At 68.9% G+C, this 19,778-nt stretch carries 18 protein-coding genes and 5 tRNA genes; 14 read left to right on the top strand and 9 right to left on the bottom strand.

All coding sequences use genetic code 11. The features are described 5' to 3' along the window. The 5 genes from OG963_RS15835 to OG963_RS15815 all read right to left on the bottom strand — a co-directional run bounded on the left by OG963_RS15835 (position 1) and on the right by OG963_RS15815 (position 8,768). Entirely contained in the window at positions 1 to 3,183 is a 3,183-nt protein-coding gene (locus OG963_RS15835; protein ID WP_093929336.1) for a nitrate- and nitrite sensing domain-containing protein, read from the bottom strand. A 359-nt stretch (positions 3,184 to 3,542) separates the two neighbouring features. After that, complete coding sequence (locus OG963_RS15830) at positions 3,543 to 4,124, bottom strand: ATP/GTP-binding protein (protein ID WP_073738725.1); 582 nt, start codon at positions 4,122 to 4,124, stop codon at positions 3,543 to 3,545. Then, positions 4,105 to 4,512 (bottom strand): DUF742 domain-containing protein, encoded by a 408-nt coding sequence (locus tag OG963_RS15825; protein WP_030978706.1) that lies wholly within the window; start codon positions 4,510 to 4,512, stop codon positions 4,105 to 4,107. Before OG963_RS15825 ends, OG963_RS15830 begins: the two co-directional genes overlap by 20 nt. Positions 4,513 to 4,646: 134 nt before the next feature. Further along, positions 4,647 to 5,060: a roadblock/LC7 domain-containing protein gene (locus tag OG963_RS15820; RefSeq protein WP_024495006.1), complete on the bottom strand. Its 414-nt coding sequence runs from the start codon at positions 5,058 to 5,060 to the stop codon at positions 4,647 to 4,649. A gap of 9 nt (positions 5,061 to 5,069) precedes the next feature. Continuing rightward, entirely contained in the window at positions 5,070 to 8,768 is a 3,699-nt protein-coding gene (locus OG963_RS15815; protein ID WP_371799181.1) for a nitrate- and nitrite sensing domain-containing protein, read from the bottom strand. Positions 8,769 to 9,347: 579 nt separating this feature from the next. Here OG963_RS15815 and OG963_RS15810 point away from each other — a divergent pair. The 9 genes from OG963_RS15810 to OG963_RS15770 all read left to right on the top strand — a co-directional run bounded on the left by OG963_RS15810 (position 9,348) and on the right by OG963_RS15770 (position 13,281). After that, positions 9,348 to 9,536: a hypothetical protein gene (locus OG963_RS15810; RefSeq protein ID WP_030978711.1), complete on the top strand. Its 189-nt coding sequence runs from the start codon at positions 9,348 to 9,350 to the stop codon at positions 9,534 to 9,536. Positions 9,537 to 9,618: 82 nt separating this feature from the next. After that, a complete protein-coding gene (locus tag OG963_RS15805) occupies positions 9,619 to 10,404 on the top strand; it encodes a fumarylacetoacetate hydrolase family protein (RefSeq protein ID WP_030928705.1) in 786 nt (261 codons plus the stop codon). Beyond that, positions 10,397 to 11,908 (top strand): glutamate--tRNA ligase, encoded by a 1,512-nt coding sequence (gltX, locus tag OG963_RS15800; protein WP_093778684.1) that lies wholly within the window; start codon positions 10,397 to 10,399, stop codon positions 11,906 to 11,908. The genes OG963_RS15805 and gltX overlap by 8 nt, the downstream gene beginning before the upstream one ends. Before the next feature lie 96 nt (positions 11,909 to 12,004). Beyond that, the gene (locus tag OG963_RS15795; protein WP_371799180.1) at positions 12,005 to 12,724 is read left to right on the top strand and encodes an HAD family hydrolase; all 720 of its coding nucleotides are present in this window, start codon (positions 12,005 to 12,007) and stop codon (positions 12,722 to 12,724) included. Between the two features lie 87 nt (positions 12,725 to 12,811). Further along, a tRNA-Gln gene (locus OG963_RS15790) sits at positions 12,812 to 12,883 on the top strand. A 24-nt stretch (positions 12,884 to 12,907) separates the two neighbouring features. After that, positions 12,908 to 12,980: transfer RNA gene (locus OG963_RS15785), tRNA-Glu, on the top strand. A gap of 60 nt (positions 12,981 to 13,040) precedes the next feature. Further along, positions 13,041 to 13,113, top strand: a tRNA-Glu gene (locus tag OG963_RS15780). 12 nt (positions 13,114 to 13,125) lie between these two features. After that, positions 13,126 to 13,197, top strand: a tRNA-Gln gene (locus OG963_RS15775). Between the two features lie 11 nt (positions 13,198 to 13,208). Beyond that, positions 13,209 to 13,281: transfer RNA gene (locus OG963_RS15770), tRNA-Glu, on the top strand. Positions 13,282 to 13,372: 91 nt separating this feature from the next. On the opposite strand, the gene OG963_RS15765 is transcribed toward OG963_RS15770, so the two are convergent. Beyond that, positions 13,373 to 14,014, bottom strand: a complete 642-nt coding sequence (locus tag OG963_RS15765; RefSeq protein WP_093778680.1) for a MerR family transcriptional regulator — start codon at positions 14,012 to 14,014, stop codon at positions 13,373 to 13,375. 98 nt (positions 14,015 to 14,112) lie between these two features. On the opposite strand from OG963_RS15765, the gene OG963_RS15760 reads away from it, so the two are divergent. After that, positions 14,113 to 14,619 (top strand): DUF4188 domain-containing protein, encoded by a 507-nt coding sequence (locus tag OG963_RS15760; RefSeq protein ID WP_319329007.1) that lies wholly within the window; start codon positions 14,113 to 14,115, stop codon positions 14,617 to 14,619. Positions 14,620 to 14,673: 54 nt separating this feature from the next. On the opposite strand, the gene ndgR is transcribed toward OG963_RS15760, so the two are convergent. Then, a complete protein-coding gene (ndgR, locus tag OG963_RS15755) occupies positions 14,674 to 15,390 on the bottom strand; it encodes an IclR family transcriptional regulator NdgR (protein WP_030928691.1) in 717 nt (238 codons plus the stop codon). A 174-nt stretch (positions 15,391 to 15,564) separates the two neighbouring features. Between ndgR and leuC the strand changes: the two genes are divergently transcribed. The 4 genes from leuC (at position 15,565) to OG963_RS15735 (ending at position 18,729) form a co-directional block, all read left to right on the top strand. Beyond that, the gene (gene leuC, locus OG963_RS15750; protein ID WP_093778676.1) at positions 15,565 to 16,989 is read left to right on the top strand and encodes a 3-isopropylmalate dehydratase large subunit; all 1,425 of its coding nucleotides are present in this window, start codon (positions 15,565 to 15,567) and stop codon (positions 16,987 to 16,989) included. Between the two features lie 5 nt (positions 16,990 to 16,994). After that, positions 16,995 to 17,588, top strand: a complete 594-nt coding sequence (gene leuD, locus OG963_RS15745; RefSeq protein WP_030928685.1) for a 3-isopropylmalate dehydratase small subunit — start codon at positions 16,995 to 16,997, stop codon at positions 17,586 to 17,588. Between the two features lie 104 nt (positions 17,589 to 17,692). After that, on the top strand, positions 17,693 to 17,920 hold the full coding sequence (locus OG963_RS15740) for a hypothetical protein (RefSeq protein ID WP_030928682.1): 228 nt from the start codon (positions 17,693 to 17,695) through the stop codon (positions 17,918 to 17,920). 143 nt (positions 17,921 to 18,063) lie between these two features. Continuing rightward, positions 18,064 to 18,729: an HU family DNA-binding protein gene (locus OG963_RS15735; RefSeq protein ID WP_093778672.1), complete on the top strand. Its 666-nt coding sequence runs from the start codon at positions 18,064 to 18,066 to the stop codon at positions 18,727 to 18,729. 120 nt (positions 18,730 to 18,849) lie between these two features. On the opposite strand, the gene OG963_RS15730 is transcribed toward OG963_RS15735, so the two are convergent. Together OG963_RS15730 and cofC are read right to left on the bottom strand one after the other, a co-directional pair. Next, positions 18,850 to 19,053, bottom strand: coding sequence for a hypothetical protein (locus OG963_RS15730; protein WP_093778670.1), 204 nt, complete (start codon positions 19,051 to 19,053; stop codon positions 18,850 to 18,852). Between the two features lie 10 nt (positions 19,054 to 19,063). Then, a complete protein-coding gene (gene cofC / locus OG963_RS15725) occupies positions 19,064 to 19,747 on the bottom strand; it encodes a 2-phospho-L-lactate guanylyltransferase (protein ID WP_093778668.1) in 684 nt (227 codons plus the stop codon). Positions 19,748 to 19,778 lie beyond the last annotated feature (31 nt).

The raw sequence follows: 19,778 nt of genomic DNA, 5'->3' as shown, positions 1-19,778 counted from the left end.
CTAACGCTCCTGGTTGTAGGTATTACTTGTGTCCGAACCAGCGTTACGACCCCGCTGAATGCCCCGTCGCAGGTTGCTCAACCTGCCCCGGACGTCCTCAGGGGCGCGGGAGACCTGAGGGCCGCCCTGCTGGGTCTGCTCCGCCGTGCCCTCGACCAGATTGGCCTTGGGCACTCGCCGGGGAAGTCCGGACGGGGTGACCCCACCCGCCTTCGGCTCCCGGAGCTTCTCGGCCCGCTCCCAGCGCTCGTCGTTCGTCGAGCGCCAGTCGTCGGAGCCGTTCCCGTCCTGCGGCGCGGGCGACGGCCGCTGCGGCAGTTCCTGCTGCTGCGGCTGCTGCTGCGCTGCGACGGACTGGTCGTTTCCGCGGCCCGTGGGCTGCCAGTGCTGCTGACCGCCCCGGCGCGGCAGACCGGCATCGGTCATCTCGCTGCCGACGTTCGGGGTGGGACCCGAACGGTCGAAGCCTACGCGCTCCTGCGGCTCGGCGGGAGCGCTCGGGACAGATTCCGGTTCGGCCTGCGTCATGGGCTCGTACGCACCCTGGTACGCGCCCTGATCTGCCCACTCTCCCTGGTGGGGCTGGGCGGCGAACTGGTCCTCGTAGCCCCGCTGAGTGCTTTCCGCAGCGGCATATGCCGCTTCCGTATAGCCGCCCTGCGACGGGTAGTCGGACTGCTCGGCGTAGCCGCTGTCGCCGCTGTACGCGTCGTAGGAACCGTCGTACGCCGCCTGCGTGTACTGCTCCTGCTGCGGGTCCGGTGCGTACGTGTCCTCGGCGTAGGAGGCGTCCTGGTACGCATTGCCCTGGAACGCGTCCTCCTGGAACTGCGGGCGTTCGCCGCCCGCCTGGGCCTCCAGCGCGGCCCGGCGCTCCTCACGCATCAGCGAGCGGCCCACCGGGTCCAGCTGTGCGGGGTCGACCGCCGGGTCCTCGTAACGCGAGTCGTCGAAGCCGAGCTCCGCCGCGGTACGCATCTGGGGCTGGTGCGGCAGCGGTTCGAAGACCTGCTGCTGCGGGATGATCGAGGAGACCGTGAAGTCGTCCTGGGCGGCGAGCGGTTCGAGCTCGCCACCGCCGCCGTGCGTGATCGCGTCCGGCAGCATGACCAGCGAGGTGGTTCCGGCCTGCTCACCCGAGGGGCGAAGCTGGACCCGGATGCCGTGCCGGTCGGCGAGCCGGCCGACCACGAAGAGACCCATCCGCTGGGACACCGCGGCGTCCACCGTCGGCGGGTTGGCCAGCTTGTGGTTGATGTCCGCGAAGTCCTCGGCCGTGAGGCCGATGCCCTTGTCGTGGATCTCGACCATCACGCGGCTGTCCGGCAGCCGGGTCGCGGTGACGCGGACCTTGGTCTGCGGCGAGGAGAACGTGGTGGCGTTCTCCAGCAGCTCGGCCAGCAGGTGCACGAGGTCGGTGACGGCCTGGCCGTGGATCTCGGTCTCCGGGACGCCGGAGAGCTCGATGCGCTCGTACGACTCCACCTCGGAGGAGGCGGCCCGCAGGACGTCGACCAGCGGAACCGGCTGGTTCCAGCGGCGGCCCGGCTCCTCGCCGGCGAGGACGAGGAGGTTCTCGCCGTTGCGGCGCATACGGGTGGCCAGGTGATCCAGCCGGAAGAGGCTCTCCAGCTGGTCCGGGTCGGCCTCGTTGTTCTCCAGGTCGGTGATGAGGGTCAGCTGGCCCTCGATCAGCGACTGGTTACGGCGCGACAGGTTGGTGAAGATCGCGTTGACGTTGCCTCGGAGCATGGCCTGCTCGGCGGCGAGCCGGACCGCCTCGCGGTGCACCTGGTCGAAGGCGCGGGCGACCTCGCCGATCTCGTCCCGGGTGGTGATCGGGATCGGCTGGACGCGGGTGTCGACCCGGCCCGGCTCGGTCCGCGACAACTGGTCGACGAGCATCGGGAGCCGCTGCTCGGCGATCGAGAAGGCGGCGGTACGCAGCTGGCGCATCGAGCGGCTCATCTGGCGGGCCACGAGGCCGGCCAGGATGAAGGCGGCCAGCAGGGCCACGAGCACGATTGCGGCGTTGACGATGGCGTCGGTCTTGGCGCTGGACGAGATGTCCGCCGCCTCGGTCACGGCCTTGTCGACGAGCTCGTCCTCGACCGTGGTGTAGCCGTCGAACTTGGCGGTGGAGGCGGCCATCCAGGTCGCGGGCGTGATGCCCTTCCGGGCCAGGTCGTCGGGCTGCTGACCCTGACCGATCTGCTGGGCCATCCCGTCGAAGACGGAGCCGTCGATGCTGGGCGGCGCGACGAACGGCACACCCGCCGCGTCCGCCTGTGCCTTCGCGGCCTTCAGCTTCTTGGCGCCGTCGGCCGCCTTGGCGGCCATCACCTGCTTCAGGCGGGCGGCGTCGGCCTCCGTACCACCGGAGACGAACTCGCCGAGGGCGATCTGCTCCAGGTAGTTGTACGAGCCGAAGGCCTTCACCTGGGCGTTGAACTTGACGCTCTCCTGGCTCGGACGCACCAGCAGGTGCATACCGATGGAGCGCTGAAGCGATTCTGCGGCCTTGGCCAGCTCGATCGCGTAGACCGTACGGCCGTAGCTCGTGATGTTGCCGGTGCCGAGGCCGAGTTCGTTGCAGAACTCCATCAGGGAGTGCTGGACCTTGACGTAGCCCTCTTCCGTCTTCACCGGGTCCATGGCCTCGGCGTAGGCGGCCTTGCGCAGTTCGGGGAGCTTGGGCTCCTCCTGCTTGAAGAGCTGGAGACGGCGCTCCAGGCCCTGCTTCTTCGGCATGCCCTGTACGGCCTCGTCGAACTTGGCCGCGGCCGCGTCCGTGGCGGCGTACACCTGGCCGACGACGGCTGCGTCGCGCTTGTTCGACAGCAGGGGCTGGGCGGAGAGGTCACGCTCGTTGAGCAGCGCCTGCCCGTACACCGAGGCCGCGCGCACGATCAGCGCGGTCTTCTCGGCGTCCTGGGCCTCTCTCCAGGTGTCGATCGACCCCTTGACCTGGAAGCCGCCCATGACGAGGCCGACCAGGACAGGGATCAGAAGGATCGCGTTCAGCCGGGTGGGCACCCGCCAGTTGCGCGGGGACAGCCGACTTGTGCTGCCGCCGGCCGGTGCCTCTTCGGACACTTCGGCGGGTGGCGCCGCGGTGCGCGACGGCGGGGTGAAGTTTCCCCGCCCCTGCTGCGCCGCGGAGCCCTCGTTGCTACGCCTCACTCGACCAACAACCTCTCGGCGTCGGCACCTACGCTGTGCCGTTTTTCGTTCCGGGCCGTACTACTCGGGAGTTTCGTCGAATTGCAGCACGGGGATGGGTCGCGTTCCAAACAGTCGGAATCAGCCATTCCGAGTGGTCCAAGCCTCAGATAAAACGGGCATAAAGAGCGAGCCCCGTCAAAAGGCGGGGCTCATGTGAGCACAGCGACACCAGACGAATGCATCGGGTGTTGAAGTCGGAGTAATTCTCTGTCGAAACGTTATGAACGTGGGGGTGGATCGTGTCAAAGGACACAGTCCACCCCCGTGCGACTACAGCAACTTCCGTATCCCCATAACGACTTGCGGGGAGCCTTCGGCTACTTGAGCCGGGCCATCAGCGCATGCTCGACGAGCGTGATCAGTCCGCTCTTCGCATCGCCGCGGTGGCGGGCGTCCGTCGTGATGATCGGGGTGTCGGGGCCGATCTGCAGGGCCTCGCGCACCTCGTCGGGGGTGTACGGCTGGTGTCCGTCGAAGCCGTTGAGGGCGATGACGAACGGCAGTCCGCTGTTCTCGAAGTAGTCGACGGCCGGGAAGCAGTCGGCGAGACGCCGGGTGTCGACGAGGACGACGGCGCCGATCGCGCCGCGGACGAGGTCGTCCCACATGAACCAGAACCGGTCCTGACCGGGTGTACCGAAGAGGTACAGGATCAGGTCCTGGTCCAGGGTGATACGGCCGAAGTCCATGGCCACCGTCGTGGTGGTCTTGCCGCCGGTGTGCGTCAGATCGTCGATGCCCGCGGACGCGGACGTCATCACGGCTTCGGTGCGCAGCGGGTTGATCTCCGAAACGGCACCGACGAACGTGGTCTTACCCACACCGAAACCGCCCGCCACCACGATCTTTGCCGAGGTGGTGGCCCGGGCCGCACCGCCGCTAGAGCTTGCGAAGTCCACTGAGCACCCTTTCGAGCAGCGTCACATCCGGCGCGCCGCCGGCCTCTCCGTTGCCCGGCTGGTGGATGGCCACCATGCCGGCTTCCGCCAGATCCGCGACAAGGATCCGGGCCACACCGAGCGGCATCGACAGCAGTGCCGACACCTCGGCCACCGACTTGACCTCACGGCAGAGGTGGCAGATCCGCTGGTGCTCCGGGAGCAGCGTCCCCAGGTGCGCCGGGTCGGCCGTGGTCGACACCAGCGCCTCTATGGCGAGCTGGTAGCGCGGCCGGGTCCGGCCGCCGGTCATGGCATACGGACGGACCAGCGGCTGGTCGCCTTCACCTTCGTACGACGCGTGGTGCAGTGCGCCGTACGGATCGGGTGAGGCGGGTGGCGGGGTCATGAATCCTCCGGGCGTGACAGCTTGGTGTCGGCTTGCCGTCTGAAGGGGCCGGTGGGGGGCTGAAGCGGCCGGACGGTCGATGGTGGGAGTGCGGTACCTGGGGGGATCGCGTCGGTCACCGGTTCATGGCCGCCTCAGTGGAGCAGGCTGCCCTGGAGCTCGGCGCGGAGATCGGGGGTCAGGACTGTTCCCGCGCGGTCGACCAGCAGGGCCATCTCGTACCCGACCAGACCGATGTCGGCGTCGGGGTGGGCGAGAACAGCCAGCGAGGAACCGTCCGAGACGGACATCAGGAAGAGGAACCCGCGCTCCATCTCGACCACGGTCTGGCTGACGGCGCCGCCCTCGAAGATCCGGGAGGCGCCCGCGGTCAGCGAGGTCAGCCCGGAAGCGACAGCCGCCAACTGGTCGGCACGGTCCCGCGGGAATCCTTCGGACATGGCCAGCAGGAGTCCGTCGGCGGACACCACCACCGTGTGCGACACCCCGGGGGTGTTGTCCACGAAGTTGGTGATCAACCAGTTCAGATTCTGTGCGGCCTGACTCATCGGGCTCAACTAACGCTCCTGCTGGTGAGTGGGGCCGAGTGGGAAACTGCCGGTCGACGAGCCGTTGTTGGCCTGCCGACCCTGCTGGATACCCCGGCGGAGATTGGTCAGTCGCCCGCGAACATCGTCGGGCGCACGCGAAACCTGAGGTCCCGACTGGTGGCTCTGCTGCTGGGCGGTGCCCGGCACCAGATTGGCACGCGGCACCCGGCGAGGCAGACCGGAAGTGGTAATTCCGCCTGCTGCGGGCTTTTTGGCCCGCTCCGCCTGCCGGACGAGTTCGTCGTTCGGCGAGGTACGCCAGGTGCTGGTGGTGGCGCCCGCGTCACCCGCACCGCGGCGCGGCATCGGGGCAGCGGGACGGTCCTGGGCGGCCTGCTGCGGGACGGACGGCGCCTGCGGCCCGGCGGGCGGCTGCTGACCGCCCTGCTGCGGGCCGTGGAACCAGTTCGTCTCCAGGGTGTCGTACAGCGGCGTACGACCGTCCCCGGGACCAGCCGGAGGCAGCGCCTCGGGCTGCGGCTGCGGCGGCAGGACCGGACGGTACTGCGCCTCGGCCGCGGGAGCGGCGGCCGGACGCGGAGCACGGAAGTCCTCGTTGTCCCGGCCGCGCGGACGCGGAGCCGGCAGCCCCTGGTTCTGCGACGGCTGCGGACGGCCGAAGTCCGGACGGGCGAACTGCGCGGTGCCCGCCGGGTCCTGGTGCTGCGGGAGGTGGGCCTGCGGGGCCGGGGCCGAGAAGTCCGGACGGGCGAACTCGGCGGTGGAGCCGGGGCCCTGCCGGTCGTCCAGCGGGGGACGCTGGCCCATGCCCGGGTTCATCGGCCGCTGGAACTGGCCGGTGGACTCGGGCTCCTCGTGACCGCGCGGGGCGTCGAGCGGGTTGCGCCGTGGCACCGACGGGTTCTCGGTGCCCCAGCTGGTGGTCTGCGGGCGCTGTGCCTGCGGGTTGCCACCGGGCAGTTCGGCACGGGGCCCGCCGACGGGCGGCAGCTGACGGCCGGGGTTGCCCGGGCCGCCGGACTGCTGGAAGCCGCCCTGGTTGTCGGGGGCGTCGTGTCGGGCCTGCTGCGGCTGCGGCGCCTGCCGTCCGGCCGGACCGTTCTGGTGCCCGGGCTGGTCGTACTGCCCCGGCCGGCTCTGACCGAACAGGTTGGACTGGCCCTGGTCCGTACGGCCGGGATCGCCCTGGCCGCCGGGCGCACCGAGCCGGGCGCCGCCGCCGAAGGCGCCGGAGAGTCCGCCGCCCTGACGCGGCGGCTCCTGCCGCGCGAAGTCCTGCGGGCCGGTGCCGGAGAGCCCGGCACTCTGGAACCCGGCGTTCTGCTGACGCTGCTGGTTCGGCTGCGGCTGCTGACCCTGCTGGTTCTGCGGCTGACGAGGACCGCCGCCGTCGCGCGCCGGCAGTGCGGCCCGCGGACCGGAGCCCGCACCGACCTGTCCGCGCTGCGCACCGGCAGCCGCGCCGAGGCCCGGCCGGTTGCCGTTGCCGGCGACGGCGCCGTTGCCGGCGGCGCGCTGCTGACCCGCGGCCGGCTTCGGTGCCGACTGCTTGCCGCCGTGCGCGACATCGACAGGGAGCATGACCAGTGCGGTCGTGCCACCGGAGTCGGACGGCCGGAGCTGGATCCGGATGCCGTGACGCAGGGACAGCCGACCGACCACGAACAGACCCATGCGGCGCGAGACCGAGACATCCACGGTGGGCGGCGAAGCGAGCCGCTCGTTGATCGCCGCGAGGTCCTCGGGGGAGAGGCCGATACCGGTGTCGTGGATCTCCACGAGCACTCGGCCGTCGGGCAGTGCGTGACCGGTGACCCGGACCTTCGTCTGCGGGGAGGAGAACGACGTGGCGTTCTCCAGCAGCTCGGCGAGCAGGTGCACGAGGTCGTTGACCACACGGCCGGCGACCTCGGTGGCGGGCACCGCGGCCAGTTCGATGCGCTCGTACTGCTCCACCTCGGAGGCGGCGGCACGGAGAACGTCGACCAGCGGGACGGGGCGGGTCCACCGGCGGCCCGGCTCCTCGCCCGCGAGGACGAGGAGGTTTTCGCCGTTACGGCGCATTCGGGTCGCGAGGTGGTCGAGCTTGAAGAGGGACGACAGCTGGTCCGGGTCGGCTTCGCGGGACTCCAGTTCGGAGATGAGCGAGAGCTGACGCTGGATGAGACCCTGCGAACGCCGCGAGAGGTTGGTGAACATCGCGTTGACGTTGCCTCGCAGCAGCGCCTGCTCGGCGGCGAGACGGACGGCCTCTCGGTGCACGTCGTCGAAGGCCGCGGCCACCTTGCCGATCTCGTCACGGGAGTGCACACCGACCGACTCGACCGAGGTGTCGACGTCCTGCGGGTCGGCCTCGGAGAGCTGCTTGACGAGCTCCGGCAGACGGTCCTGGGCGACCCGGGTGGCGGTGTCCTGCAGCCGCCGCAGCGAGCGGATCATGGACCGGGCGACGACGAAGGCGCCGACCAGCGAGACACCGAGCACCAGCAGGATGAGCGCACCGCTGATGATGGCCTCGCGCTTCAACTCGTCGCGGAGCTCGCGGGCCTTGCCCTCCATGTCGCTGAGGAGGGTCTCCTCGATGGTCTTCATCGCCTGGATCTTGTTGGAGCTCTGGTCGTACCAGTCCAAGTACGAACGCCGCGCCGAGCCCGTCATGGCGGTCGGGCTGTCGAGCACCTTCTGCGCGTAGTTGTCGGCGGCCTTGATCTCCGGGTTGTTGCCGTTCTCCAGCGTCGCCGTCAGTTCCTCGGCGTTCTGTCCCGAGGCGGTGTAGGTCGTGTTGAACGACTTCAGCGCCAGTGTCTCCTTGTGGAGGGCGGCGCGGCCGAACTGCCGGTCGTTCTGGTCGAGGTGCGCTTCCTTCTTGTTGCTGTTCGGAAGCGCTGCAGCGATGATCGCCCGCTGCACCGAGGCGTACTCCTTCGCGGAGGAGAACGCCGCCAAGGCACGGGTCCGCTTGATCATCTCGGGGTTGCTGGTCGCCTGCGCCATGTCCTGCGAGAGGCTCAGCAGCGAGGTGATCAGCTGGCTGTACGCGTCGATGGTCTGGAGGCTCGGGCTGCCCGGCGCGTACGCGTCCTTGCGGATGTCGCGGATCTGGCTGAGCTGGCTGGAGATCTGCGAAACGCTCGAATAGATGCCCTCGAGAGCCTCGTCGCCGTCGGTGTTGCCGATCGCGCCCGTCGCGTCGAAGAACGCGGCCTTCGCCCGGTCGGTCTTCTTGCGCGGCTCGGTGACCTTGAAGTCGGTCGCCTTGACCCCGTTGGACAGCGGACCGGCCGACCGGTCGCGCTCCTCCTGGAGCGCCTGGGCGAGCGTGGTCGCCTGCTTGGTCATCTGGGTGAGCAGCTGCATGTGGTCCAGCTGCTGCATGTCGTTCATGGAGTCGTTGATGCGCAGACCACCGAGGGTGGTCGCGGCGACTACGGGAAGGGCGAGCAGCGAGACCAGGCGCGTACTGATGCGCCAGTTCCGAAGAGCTATTCGCGAGCCCGTGTTGACGGAGCCCCGGGGCATGAGCGGGGTGGTCGGATCGGCGCCGCTGCTCGCCGGGCCGGCCGAGCGCGGGGCGCGCTCGCTGCTGTCGCCGGCCGCGGCCGGTCCGGGGTTCTGGGCGTGCTGGGGCGAGGAACCGCGGTCGGTCCCGCCGTGCGGCTCCTGTTCCGCCGCAGCGCTGCCATCCCTCTTGAAACGTCCCTGCACTAGCGTCGCAACCTCTGGACCAGGCGTCCCCCCGCGTAGACGGGCGGGACGGTGTCGGCGTCGTGGGGCGTTTTTTCCCGCCCCATGGTGGTCGTGAGTGACCGGCGCTCTTCCCCTTCCCGCCGCCACTCGGCGCTGCGTTGCGCCCCTGCGCGCCGGCCTGAAACCCGCGGCGGTGCGTGGAATTCCAGCACAGTGCCGGATCTCCAACAAGGGCCCCGCGTCACGCTGTGACCTGTGTGACACGTTGTGATGGCCGGGTAACAAGTAGTGGAGAGTGTTTATGGGCAAACTGGTTCATCGCGGGCGCATGTGGTGGAGGTCGGGGGTGTCCCAGTCGACATGATCAGCAGCGGAATGGTTCATTCAGTGGTGCAATGTCCGTTTCTTCGATCAAGATCAGGCGCCCGAAATGGGACAATTGTCGACTGCTTCGTGAGCAAACTCACATGATGATCGTCGTCTCTTCCGGGGATCCGGAGGGAATTGGATGTTTAGCCTGACGCATTACAGGGATGGCAAATCCGACAACCGGCGCCCCCCCGGGCGGCGCCCGTACCGACAGGGTCCTGACGGCAGATGAAGACGACGATGATGTTCCGCAACATTGCCAACCCCCGGCGCACCACGCTGGCGCACCTCAAGGACGCCGAAGTGCTGCAGACGCCGGAACAGCCGGAGCACGCCGTCGACCTGCCGACGCAGACGGCCAACCCGCGTCGCACCATCCTGATGGAAGCCCCGGCCATGGCCGCCACCGCCGAGTAATGCGCGCGATTGTCCCCCTCACCCGCGTTAGCCTGGGGCGTCAGTCTTCAGCCAGCCAGCAAGTGAGGGGCGACAGCATCCCGTGCGCATCGCCAGGTTCTCCATCGACGGCAATGTCGCCTTCGGCGCGGTCGAGGGCGACGGCACCGTCGACTCCGGTGACCTCGTCCTCGACATCATCAAGGGCATCCCGTACGCCGACTTCGAGCTCTCCGGAACCAAGGTCCCGCTGAGCAAGGTCCGGCTGCTGCCGCCCGTGCTCCCCAACAAGGTCGTGGCCATCGGCCGCAACTACGCGGAGCACGCCGCAGAACTCGGCAACGAGGTCCCGGACGTACCGGTCGCCTTCTTCAAGCCCACCACATCGGTGATCGGCTCCGGGGACGCCATCGAGTACCCCTCCTTCTCCAACGAAGTGCACTACGAGGCCGAGCTGGCCGTGGTCATCGGCCGGATGTGCCGTGAAGTGCCGCGTGAGCGCGTCAAGGACGTCATCTTCGGCTACACCTGCGCCAACGACGTCACCGCCCGCGATGCCCAGAAGCGTGAGAAGCAGTGGGCCCGGGCCAAGGGCTTCGACACGTCCTGCCCGCTCGGCCCCTGGGTGGAGACCGACCTCGACCCCGGCGACCTCGCCATTCAGGCCACGGTCAACGGCGAGCAACGTCAACTGGGCCGTACGAGCGAAATGATCCGCTCCATCGAGGACCTGGTCGTCCACATCACGGAGGCGATGACGCTGCTCCCGGGCGATGTGATCCTCACCGGCACTCCGGCAGGGGTCGGACCCCTGCATGTCGGCGACGAGGTCGCCGTCTCCATCGAAGGCATCGGCACTCTCACCAACAAGGTGATCAAGCGTGGCTAACACGAACTCCTCCAAGCTCTCGACCTCGCTCGAGCAGGGGGTACCCCCCCGCGTACGTTTCTGTCCCTCCCCGACCGGCAACCCCCACGTGGGCCTGGTCCGCACCGCCCTCTTCAACTGGGCCTTCGCCCGGCACCACGGCGGCACCCTGGTCTTCCGGATCGAGGACACCGACGCGGCCCGCGACTCCGAGGAGTCGTACGACCAGCTGCTCGACTCGATGCGCTGGCTCGGTTTCGACTGGGACGAGGGCCCCGAGGTCGGCGGCCCGCACGCCCCGTACCGGCAGTCGCAGCGCATGGACATCTACAAGGACGTCGCCGAGAAGCTGCTCGCCGGCGGGTACGCGTACCACTGCTACTGCACCACCGAGGAGCTCGACACCCGCCGCGAGGCCGCCCGCGCCGCCGGGAAGCCGTCCGGCTACGACGGCCACTGCCGCGATCTCACCGCCGAGCAGACCGCCGCGTACGAGGCCGAGGGCCGGACGTCCATCGTCCGCTTCCGGATGCCTGACGAGGCGCTCACCTTCACGGACCTGGTCCGCGGCGAGCTGACCTTCCAGCCGGAGAACGTGCCGGACTACGGCATCGTCCGGGCCAACGGCGCCCCGCTCTACACGCTGGTCAACCCGGTCGACGACGCGCTGATGGAGATCACCCACGTCCTTCGCGGCGAGGACCTGCTCTCCTCCACCCCGCGTCAGATCGCCCTGTACAAGGCGCTGATCGAGTTGGGCATCGCCAAGGAGACCCCTGTCTTCGGGCATCTGCCGTACGTCATGGGCGAGGGCAACAAGAAGCTCTCCAAGCGTGACCCGCAGGCCTCGCTCAACCTCTACCGCGAGCGCGGCTTCCTCCCCCAGGGACTGCTCAACTACCTCTCCCTGCTGGGCTGGTCGATCGCCGAGGACCGCGACATCTTCTCCATCGAGGAGATGGTGGCGGCGTTCGACATCAAGGACGTCAACGCCAACCCGGCGCGCTTCGACCTGAAGAAGTGCGAGCACATCAATGCCGAGCACATCCGCATGCTCGACGTGAAGACCTTCACCGAGTCGTGCGGCCCCTGGCTGAAGGCCCCGTTCGCCCCGTGGACCCCGGAGTCGTTCGACGCGGAGCAGTTCGCGGCGATCGCCCCGTACGCCCAGACCCGCGTCACCGTCCTCTCCGACATCACGGCCAACGTGGACTTCCTCTTCCTCGACGAGCCGGTCGAGGACGAGGCGTCCTGGGCCAAGGCGATGAAGGAGGGTTCCGACGCCCTGCTCGTCACCGCCCGCGCGAAGCTGGTCGACGCCGAGTGGAACGCCGAGGCCCTGAAGAACGCCGTCCTCGCCGCCGGTGAGGAGCACGGTCTGAAGCTGGGCAAGGCCCAGGCCCCGGTCCGCGTCGCCGTCACCGGCCGGACGATCGGGCTGCCGCTCTTCGAGTCGCTCGAGATCCTGGGGCGCGAGAAGACCCTTGCCCGGATCGACGCGGCACTGGCCAGACTGGCCGCGTAAGCGTCTCCTGTACGCCCGGAGGGGGCGGCCACGGGTTCATCCGTCGGCCGCCCCCTTCCGCGTGGCCGGGCTCCGGCTGAGCGGTAGCGTGGCCTCATGCCGATCCGAGCCGTGCTCTGGGACATCGACGACACGATCTTCGACTACACGGGCGCCGACCGTGTCGGTATGCGCAAGCATCTGGCGAGCGAGGGCCTGCCCGCCGGATACGCGTCCGTCGAGCAGGCCCTCAAGGTGTGGCGGGCCATCACCGATGTCCAGTGGGCGCGTTTCGCCGCGGGGGAGACCGACTTCCAGGGGCAGCGCCGGGACCGGGTCCGTGCGTTCCTCGGGCGCTCGCTGTCGGACGCGGAGGCCGACGACTGGTTCGGCCGGCACGTCGTCCACTACGAGGCCGCCTGGGCGCTCTTCCCGGACGCGGTGCCGGCTCTGGACCTGCTGGCCGACCGCTACAGGCATGCCGTCCTGTCGAATTCCAGCATCGTCAATCAGGACCGCAAACTGCGCGCCCTCGGCGTGCGGGACCGCTTCGAGGTCGTGGTGTGCGCGGTGGAGCTCGGTGTCGCCAAGCCCGAGGCCGGGGCGTTCCACGCCGCCTGCGACGCGCTCGGGCTGGCGCCGCGGGACGTCGTGTACGTCGGCGACCACCCGGACATCGACGCGGGTGGGGCGGTGGCGGCCGGGCTGAGCGGGGTCTGGCTCGACAGGGACGGCCGTGGCGGACGGCCCGAGCTGGTCCGGATCACCAGCCTTGATCAGCTCCCCGGACTGTTGGCGGAACATACCCGTTTTGGAGCGCCGGACACCTTCAGGTAATGTTCTTCCTGCGCCGCCCGAGCGGGCCGAAAGATCCGGCCGGGAAGTGCAAGCCGAACAAAATCCCCTCTGGGGGTTGAGTTTTGGTGGGCTATGGTGTAATTGGCAACACTACGGTTTCTGGTACCGTCATTCTAGGTTCGAGTCCTGGTAGCCCAGCGCAGAGCTTCATCTGTAGAACACGCCCCCGTTGTGTAGCGGCCTAGCACGCTGCCCTCTCACGGCAGTAGCGCCGGTTCGAATCCGGTCGGGGGTACAGATCCTTCCCGCGAGATCATTTGGGTCGCACCCACGATCTCGATGCAGGATCGCTAGGGCCCCCGTTGTGTAGCGGCCTAGCACGCTGCCCTCTCACGGCAGTAGCGCCGGTTCGAATCCGGTCGGGGGTACTTGTAACACCATGGGCTATGGTGTAATTGGCAACACTACGGTTTCTGGTACCGTCATTCTAGGTTCGAGTCCTGGTAGCCCAGCGCAGTATCGCGCCCCCGTTGTGTAGCGGCCTAGCACGCTGCCCTCTCACGGCAGTAGCGCCGGTTCGAATCCGGTCGGGGGTACAACTGAGCAGAAGACCAAGGGCCCTTCACTTCGGTGAGGGGCCCTTGGTCGTATTCCCGGGGCCTGTTGGGCGCGGGGGGCCCGCTGTGTTCAGAGGCCGTACCGCCGGGCCGACTCCTCCTCCTGGGCCAGCCTGCGCAGCGCCAGCAGGAGCGGTTCGTGGAGCACCACCGAGGCGACCGCCATCTCCACCTGCTCGGCGCCTGCCGGATAGGACTCCATCATGTCCAGGTCGTGGACGGCCACTTGCTCCATGAGGCGGGCCTGCCCCACCAAGTACTCGATGTCGCAGGGGTAGCCGAGCCGGATGAGGGTGGCCATGGACGCGACCAGTGCGCGGTGCACGGGGTCGAGTGAGCCGAGATCCTGTACGAACGCCCAGCCGAGCCGGTCGAGAAGCCGGTCGACCTCGTGGCGTGCCACGGCCGTCTCCGGGGCCTCCTCGTCCGGCTCGGGGCCGTGCGGCAGGGACCACAGCGCCGCACCGAGACGGATCGTCCGGCCGAGGGACTCGTCATCGACATGTGCCAGCACCTCGCGGGCCGTTGCCACCGGAAGGCGGCCGACCTGGATCAGCGCCCGCACCAGACGGAGCCGGCGCAGATGGCTCTCGTCGTACTCGGCCTGGGTCGCGCTGACGCGTTCACCGGGCGGCAGCAGCCCCTCGCGCAGGTAGTACTTGATCGTCGCGGTCGTGACGCCGCTCTGCTTACTCAGTTCCGACAGTCGCATGTCCGGGCCTTCCCTTGCGCCACCCCTTGGGCAGTGCCACTATCCAACCATTGGATAGTGACGCTCTCCAATGGTCGCCACGAGACAGGGGGCACTGCATGTTTGCGAAGCCGATAGCGGGGCGGACGACCGCGGCCGCTGAGGGGGAGGTGGTCGTGCTGCTCATCGGGATGCGCATCAACCACTTCTGGGGCGTGCACCACTGGCTGCCGGTCCTCGCCGCAATGCCGCGCATGCTGCGGGAGTTGAGTCGGGACAGGAGTCGCGGACTGCTCGGCTACACACTGCTGACCGGGTCGCCGAGGACGTACTACGTCGTCCAGTACTGGGAGTCGAAGGAGAAGCTGTACGCGTACGCGAGCGCTCCCGACATGTTCCACCGCAAGGCCTGGGCGATGATGAACCGCAAGGAGAAGAAGTCCAGGCAGCACGTGGGGCTGTGGCACGAGACGTACATCGCACCGGAGGGGTCGTACGAATCGATCTACGCCGACATGCCGCCGTACGGACTGGCCGCGGTGACCGGCGTGCTGCCCGTCGAGGGGCGGGGTCGTCGCGCGGCGGATCGTCTCGCGCATCGCTCGGTCACGGAGCCGAAGGGCTGAGCGGGGCCGCCACGACGCTGGGGCGGCCTTTCGGATCAGGGGAGAACGAGTACGTCAGCCGTTGCGGCGCAGGGCCTCGCTCAGCCGCGCGGCCGAGTCGATGACCGCCTGGGCGTGCATCCGGCCCGGGTGCCGGGTCAGCCGCTCGATCGGTCCGGAGACCGAGACGGCGGCGACCACCCGGTTCGACGGGCCGCGCACCGGCGCCGAGACCGAGGCGACGCCCGGCTCCCGCTCGCCGATCGACTGGGCCCAGCCGCGCCGCCGGACGCCGGACAGCGCCGTCGCCGTGAAGCGGGCGCCCTGGAGGCCGCGGTGCAGGCGCTCCGGCTCCTCCCAGGCCATCAGGATCTGGGCCGACGAGCCGGCCTTCATGGTGAGTGTGGAGCCGACCGGCACGGTGTCCCGCAGTCCGGACAGCCGCTCCGCGGCCGCCACGCAGATCCGCATGTCGCCCTGCCTGCGATAGAGCTGCGCGCTCTCGCCGGTGATGTCACGCAGGTGTGTGAGCACCGGGCCGGCCGTCGCCAGCAGGCGGTCCTCGCCGGCCGCGGCCGCGAGCTCCGCCAGCCGCGGGCCGAGGATGAAACGGCCCTGCATGTCCCTCGCCACCATCCGGTGGTGTTCCAGTGCCACGGCCAGTCGATGAGCCGTGGGTCGTGCGAGCCCGGTCGCCGCGACCAGCCCGGCGAGGGTGGCCGGACCGGACTCCAGGGCGCTCAATACCAGAGCTGCCTTGTCGAGAACGCCGACGCCGCTAGAGTTGTCCATACGACGATACTCGCGTCTCACTCTGTGAAACGCAAGTTCAATTTTCCGCAGAAGTTGCGAACCTGTAGGGGCGGCCACACAACGGCCCGAGGCCACCGCCCCGCACGGGGGTCCGGACGGCGGCGCACCGAATCTCTAGTTGGGCCGGCGAAGACGCCGGCCGGAGGGAAAGCGATGGGTAGGACACTCGCGGAGAAGGTCTGGGACGACCATGTCGTCCGGCGCGCCGAAGGTGAGCCCGACCTCCTCTTCATCGATCTGCACCTGCTGCACGAGGTGACCAGCCCCCAGGCCTTCGACGGCCTCCGGCAGGCCGGACGCCGGGTGCGGCGCCTCGACCTCACCATCGCCACCGAGGATCACAACACCCCGACCCTCGACATCGACAAGCCCATCGCCGACCCGGTCTCCCGCGCCCAGTTGGAGACGCTGCGCAAGAACTGCGCGGAGTTCGGTGTACGGCTGCACCCGCTGGGCGACGTCGAGCAGGGCGTCGTGCACGTGGTCGGCCCGCAGCTGGGACTGACCCAGCCCGGCACCACGGTCGTCTGCGGCGACTCCCACACCTCCACGCACGGCGCGTTCGGCGCGCTGGCATTCGGCATCGGCACCAGCCAGGTCGAGCACGTGCTGGCCACCCAGACACTGCCGCTGGCCCGTCCCAAGACGATGGCGATCACCATCGACGGCGAACTGCCCGACGACGTGACGGCGAAAGACCTGATCCTCGCGATCATCGCCCGGATCGGCACCGGCGGCGGTCAGGGCTACATCCTCGAATACCGCGGCTCCGCCATCGAGAAGCTCTCGATGGAAGCCCGGATGACCATCTGCAACATGTCGATCGAGGCGGGCGCCCGGGCCGGCATGATCGCCCCGGACGAGACCACGTTCGACTACCTGAAGGGCCGCGATCACGCCCCGCAGGGTGAGGACTGGGACGCGGCCGTCGCGTACTGGAAGACGCTGCGTACGGACGAGGACGCGGTCTTCGACGCCGAGGTCGTCATCGACGCCGCGGAGCTGGCCCCGTTCGTCACCTGGGGCACCAACCCCGGCCAGGGCGCACCCCTGTCGGCGAACGTCCCCGACCCCGCTTCGTACGAGGACGCCTCGGAGCGGAACGCCGCCGAAAAGGCCCTGGAATACATGGGGTTGACCGCCGGGCAGCCGCTGCGTGAGATCGGCGTCGACACCGTCTTCGTAGGCTCCTGCACCAACGGCCGCATCGAGGACCTGCGTAACGCGGCCTCGATCCTGGACGGTCGCAAAGTCGCCGACGGCGTACGGATGCTGGTCGTCCCGGGTTCGGTCCGGGTCGCTCTGCAGGCTGTCGAGGAGGGCCTGGACAAGGTCTTCACCTCAGCCGGCGCCGAATGGCGGCACGCGGGTTGCTCGATGTGTCTCGGCATGAACCCCGACCAGCTGGCCCCCGGCGAGCGCTCCGCCTCGACCTCGAACCGTAACTTCGAGGGCCGGCAGGGCAAGGGCGGCCGTACCCACCTGGTCTCCCCGCAGGTCGCCGCCGCCACCGCCGTGCTGGGCCACCTGGCCTCGCCGGCCGACCTGTCCGACGCCCGTACGTCCGCCGGAGTCTGAGAATCATGGAAGCTTTCACCGCACACACCGGCCGGGCCGTCCCGCTGCGCCGCAGCAACGTCGACACCGACCAGATCATCCCTGCCCACTGGCTGAAGAAGGTCACCCGCGACGGCTTCGAGGACGGACTCTTCGAGGCCTGGCGCAAGGACGGGAACTTCGTCCTCAACCACCCCGAGCGGGACGGCGCCACGGTCCTGGTGGCAGGTCCCGACTTCGGTACGGGCTCGTCCCGCGAACACGCCGTCTGGGCCCTGCAGAACTACGGCTTCAAGGCCGTCATCTCCTCCCGGTTCGCCGACATCTTCCGCGGTAACTCGCTGAAGAACGGCCTGCTGACCGTCGTGCTCGACCAGAAGGTGGTCGACGCGCTCTGGGAGCTGACCGAGGCCGACCCGAAGGCCGAGATCACCGTCGACCTGGAGGCGCGCCAGGTCCGCGCCGAGGGCATCACCGCCGACTTCGAGCTCGACGAGAACGCCCGCTGGCGACTGCTGAACGGGCTGGACGACATCAGCCTCACCCTTCAGAACGAAGCGGACATCGCGACTTATGAGGCGGCAAGGCCGACCTTCAAGCCGCGTACAATTAACGCCTGAGCAGCGCGTTTCCAGTACTGCGCCCTCTGCCTTCTGGTAGAGGGCGCAGTCGCTTGTTGAGACCCCGTCGGGCGACAACTCGCCCCAGATGGCACAATCGGTGCATGGAACGCGACAGCCAACTCAAGCTTTACGGCCAAGTCGCCGACCAATTGAAGGAAGCGCACGCAAGAGTGCGCGCACTGCAAGTCCCGGAGGGCGTAAGGATGGCGCTGTCCCGGAAGCTGTTGGTCGTCACGGCCGCGGCGAAGCACGATCTATCGGATGCGGCAAGGCGTCTGGACCGGTTGATGAAGGACCTCGATGAGGGCCGATTCCCCGAAGGTGACTGACTCTGCGGAACTGCGCAGCGGTCGACTTCGTTGCGGCACTAGGGTGATTAGCCCGTTTCGTGTTTGATTTGCGGTATATATCTGCCTAACGTGCGAAAACGCTTGAACACTTTCGTTCTGGCAATGTCTCCGAAGGGGAAGACGTGAACAAGGCGCAGCTCGTAGAAGCGATTGCCGACAAGGTCGGCGGCCGCCAGCAGGCCGCAGACGCTGTCGACGCGGTACTCGACGCGATCGTCCGTGCCGTTGTCGCCGGGGACCGTGTCTCGGTCACCGGCTTCGGTTCGTTCGAGAAGGTCGACCGCCCGGCTCGCTACGCCCGCAACCCGCAGACGGGTGAGCGCGTACGGGTCAAGAAGACCTCGGTGCCCCGCTTCCGCGCGGGACAGGGCTTCAAGGACCTGGTGAGCGGCTCCAAGAAGCTCCCCAAGCACGATGTGGCCGTGAAGAAGGCGCCCAAGGGCAGCCTCTCGGGCGGTGCTTCCACCCGTACGACCACGAAGGCCGCCGCGAAGAAGGCCACCGCCAAGAAGGCCACGGCGAAGAAGGCCACCGCCAAGAAGGCTGTGACCGCGGCGAAGACCACCGCCGCCAAGAAGACCACCGCGAAGAAGACGACCGCGGCGGCCAAGAAGACCGCGCCGGCGAAGAAGACCACGGCTGCGGCGGCGAAGAAGACCACGGCCGTCAAGAAGACCGTCGCCAGCAAGACCGCGCCCGCCAAGAAGGCCACAGCGAAGAAGGCGCCCGCGAAGAAGACCACGGCGCGCAAGACCACGGCCAAGAAGGCCGTCGCGCGGAAGAAGTGAGACCGAGCAGCGCAGGGCTACTCACACGCGCCGGGCCGGGCTCCCCACGGGGAGCCCGGCCCGCGGGCTGTTCGGGGCCCTTCCCGCTGTCGCAGGGGGCCCGGTGATCCGAGGCGCCCTTCAGAACGTCTGCAGTGTCACCAGGGTGATCCGCCGGTCCGCACCCTCGCCCGAGACCTCGATCCGCACCCGCTGCCCGGGGCGCAGCAGCCGCAGGCCGCCCGCGTCGAAGGCCGGGGCGTCGAATTCCACCGGGGTGCCGTCGTCGAGCAGCACACTGCCGGTGCGGGTCTCGGGGTCGTACGTGTACGAGGTCGCCTGCATGAACGGCAGCCTATCGGTCCCGCGCGGGCACGCCCGCGGCCCAGCGGGCCGCCGTGTGCGGCCCCACCCCGAGGCGCACGGCCGCCCGCAGATCGTCGCCGGTGTCCACGTCCTGGCGGACCGAATCGATACCGGCCGATGTGATTTCCACCGCGCCGGAGGAAAGATGCCTGGCCCTCGACGGGCCACCGAAAGCCGGACGCAATTCCACCCCGGATGAAGCCGACAGAAATGTCGTGCCGATTCCTGTCGCATCCGTAACAAATGCGCGGGGAAATTCGGCTGCGAAATCGAGGACCCGAGCCAATTCCGCGGGGCGCAGTGCGGGCAGATCCGCGTTCAGCGCCGCGACCGCCGCGGCGGGCCGCCGGTCGCGCACCGCCCGCTCGCCGTGGACGAGTGCGGCGTTGAGTCCGGCGGCCGGTTCGTCGCGAACGGTGCGTGCCCCGAGAGCCCCGAGCGCCGCCGCGGCCACCGGGTCGTCCGTGACGACCACCACATCCCGTACGGCCCGGCAGGACAGCGCGGCAGCCACGGTGTCCTGGGCGAAGGCCAGGGCGAGGCGGGGGCGCAGCAGGACGCCGGCCGCCCGTGTCAGCCTGCTCTTGCCTTGCGACAGCGGCTTCAACGGGACGACCAGGGACCACAGGCCGGTCGGGTCGGTGTTCGTGGCGATCTCCCCCTCGATGCACATCGCCGCTCATTCTCGCCTGCCGGTGCGACAA

Source organism: Streptomyces sp. NBC_01707 (genome assembly GCF_041438805.1).
GTDB lineage: Bacteria > Actinomycetota > Actinomycetes > Streptomycetales > Streptomycetaceae > Streptomyces.
The sequence above is the reverse complement of the archived record's forward strand: the minus strand, read 5'-3'. Positions and strand labels throughout refer to the sequence as shown.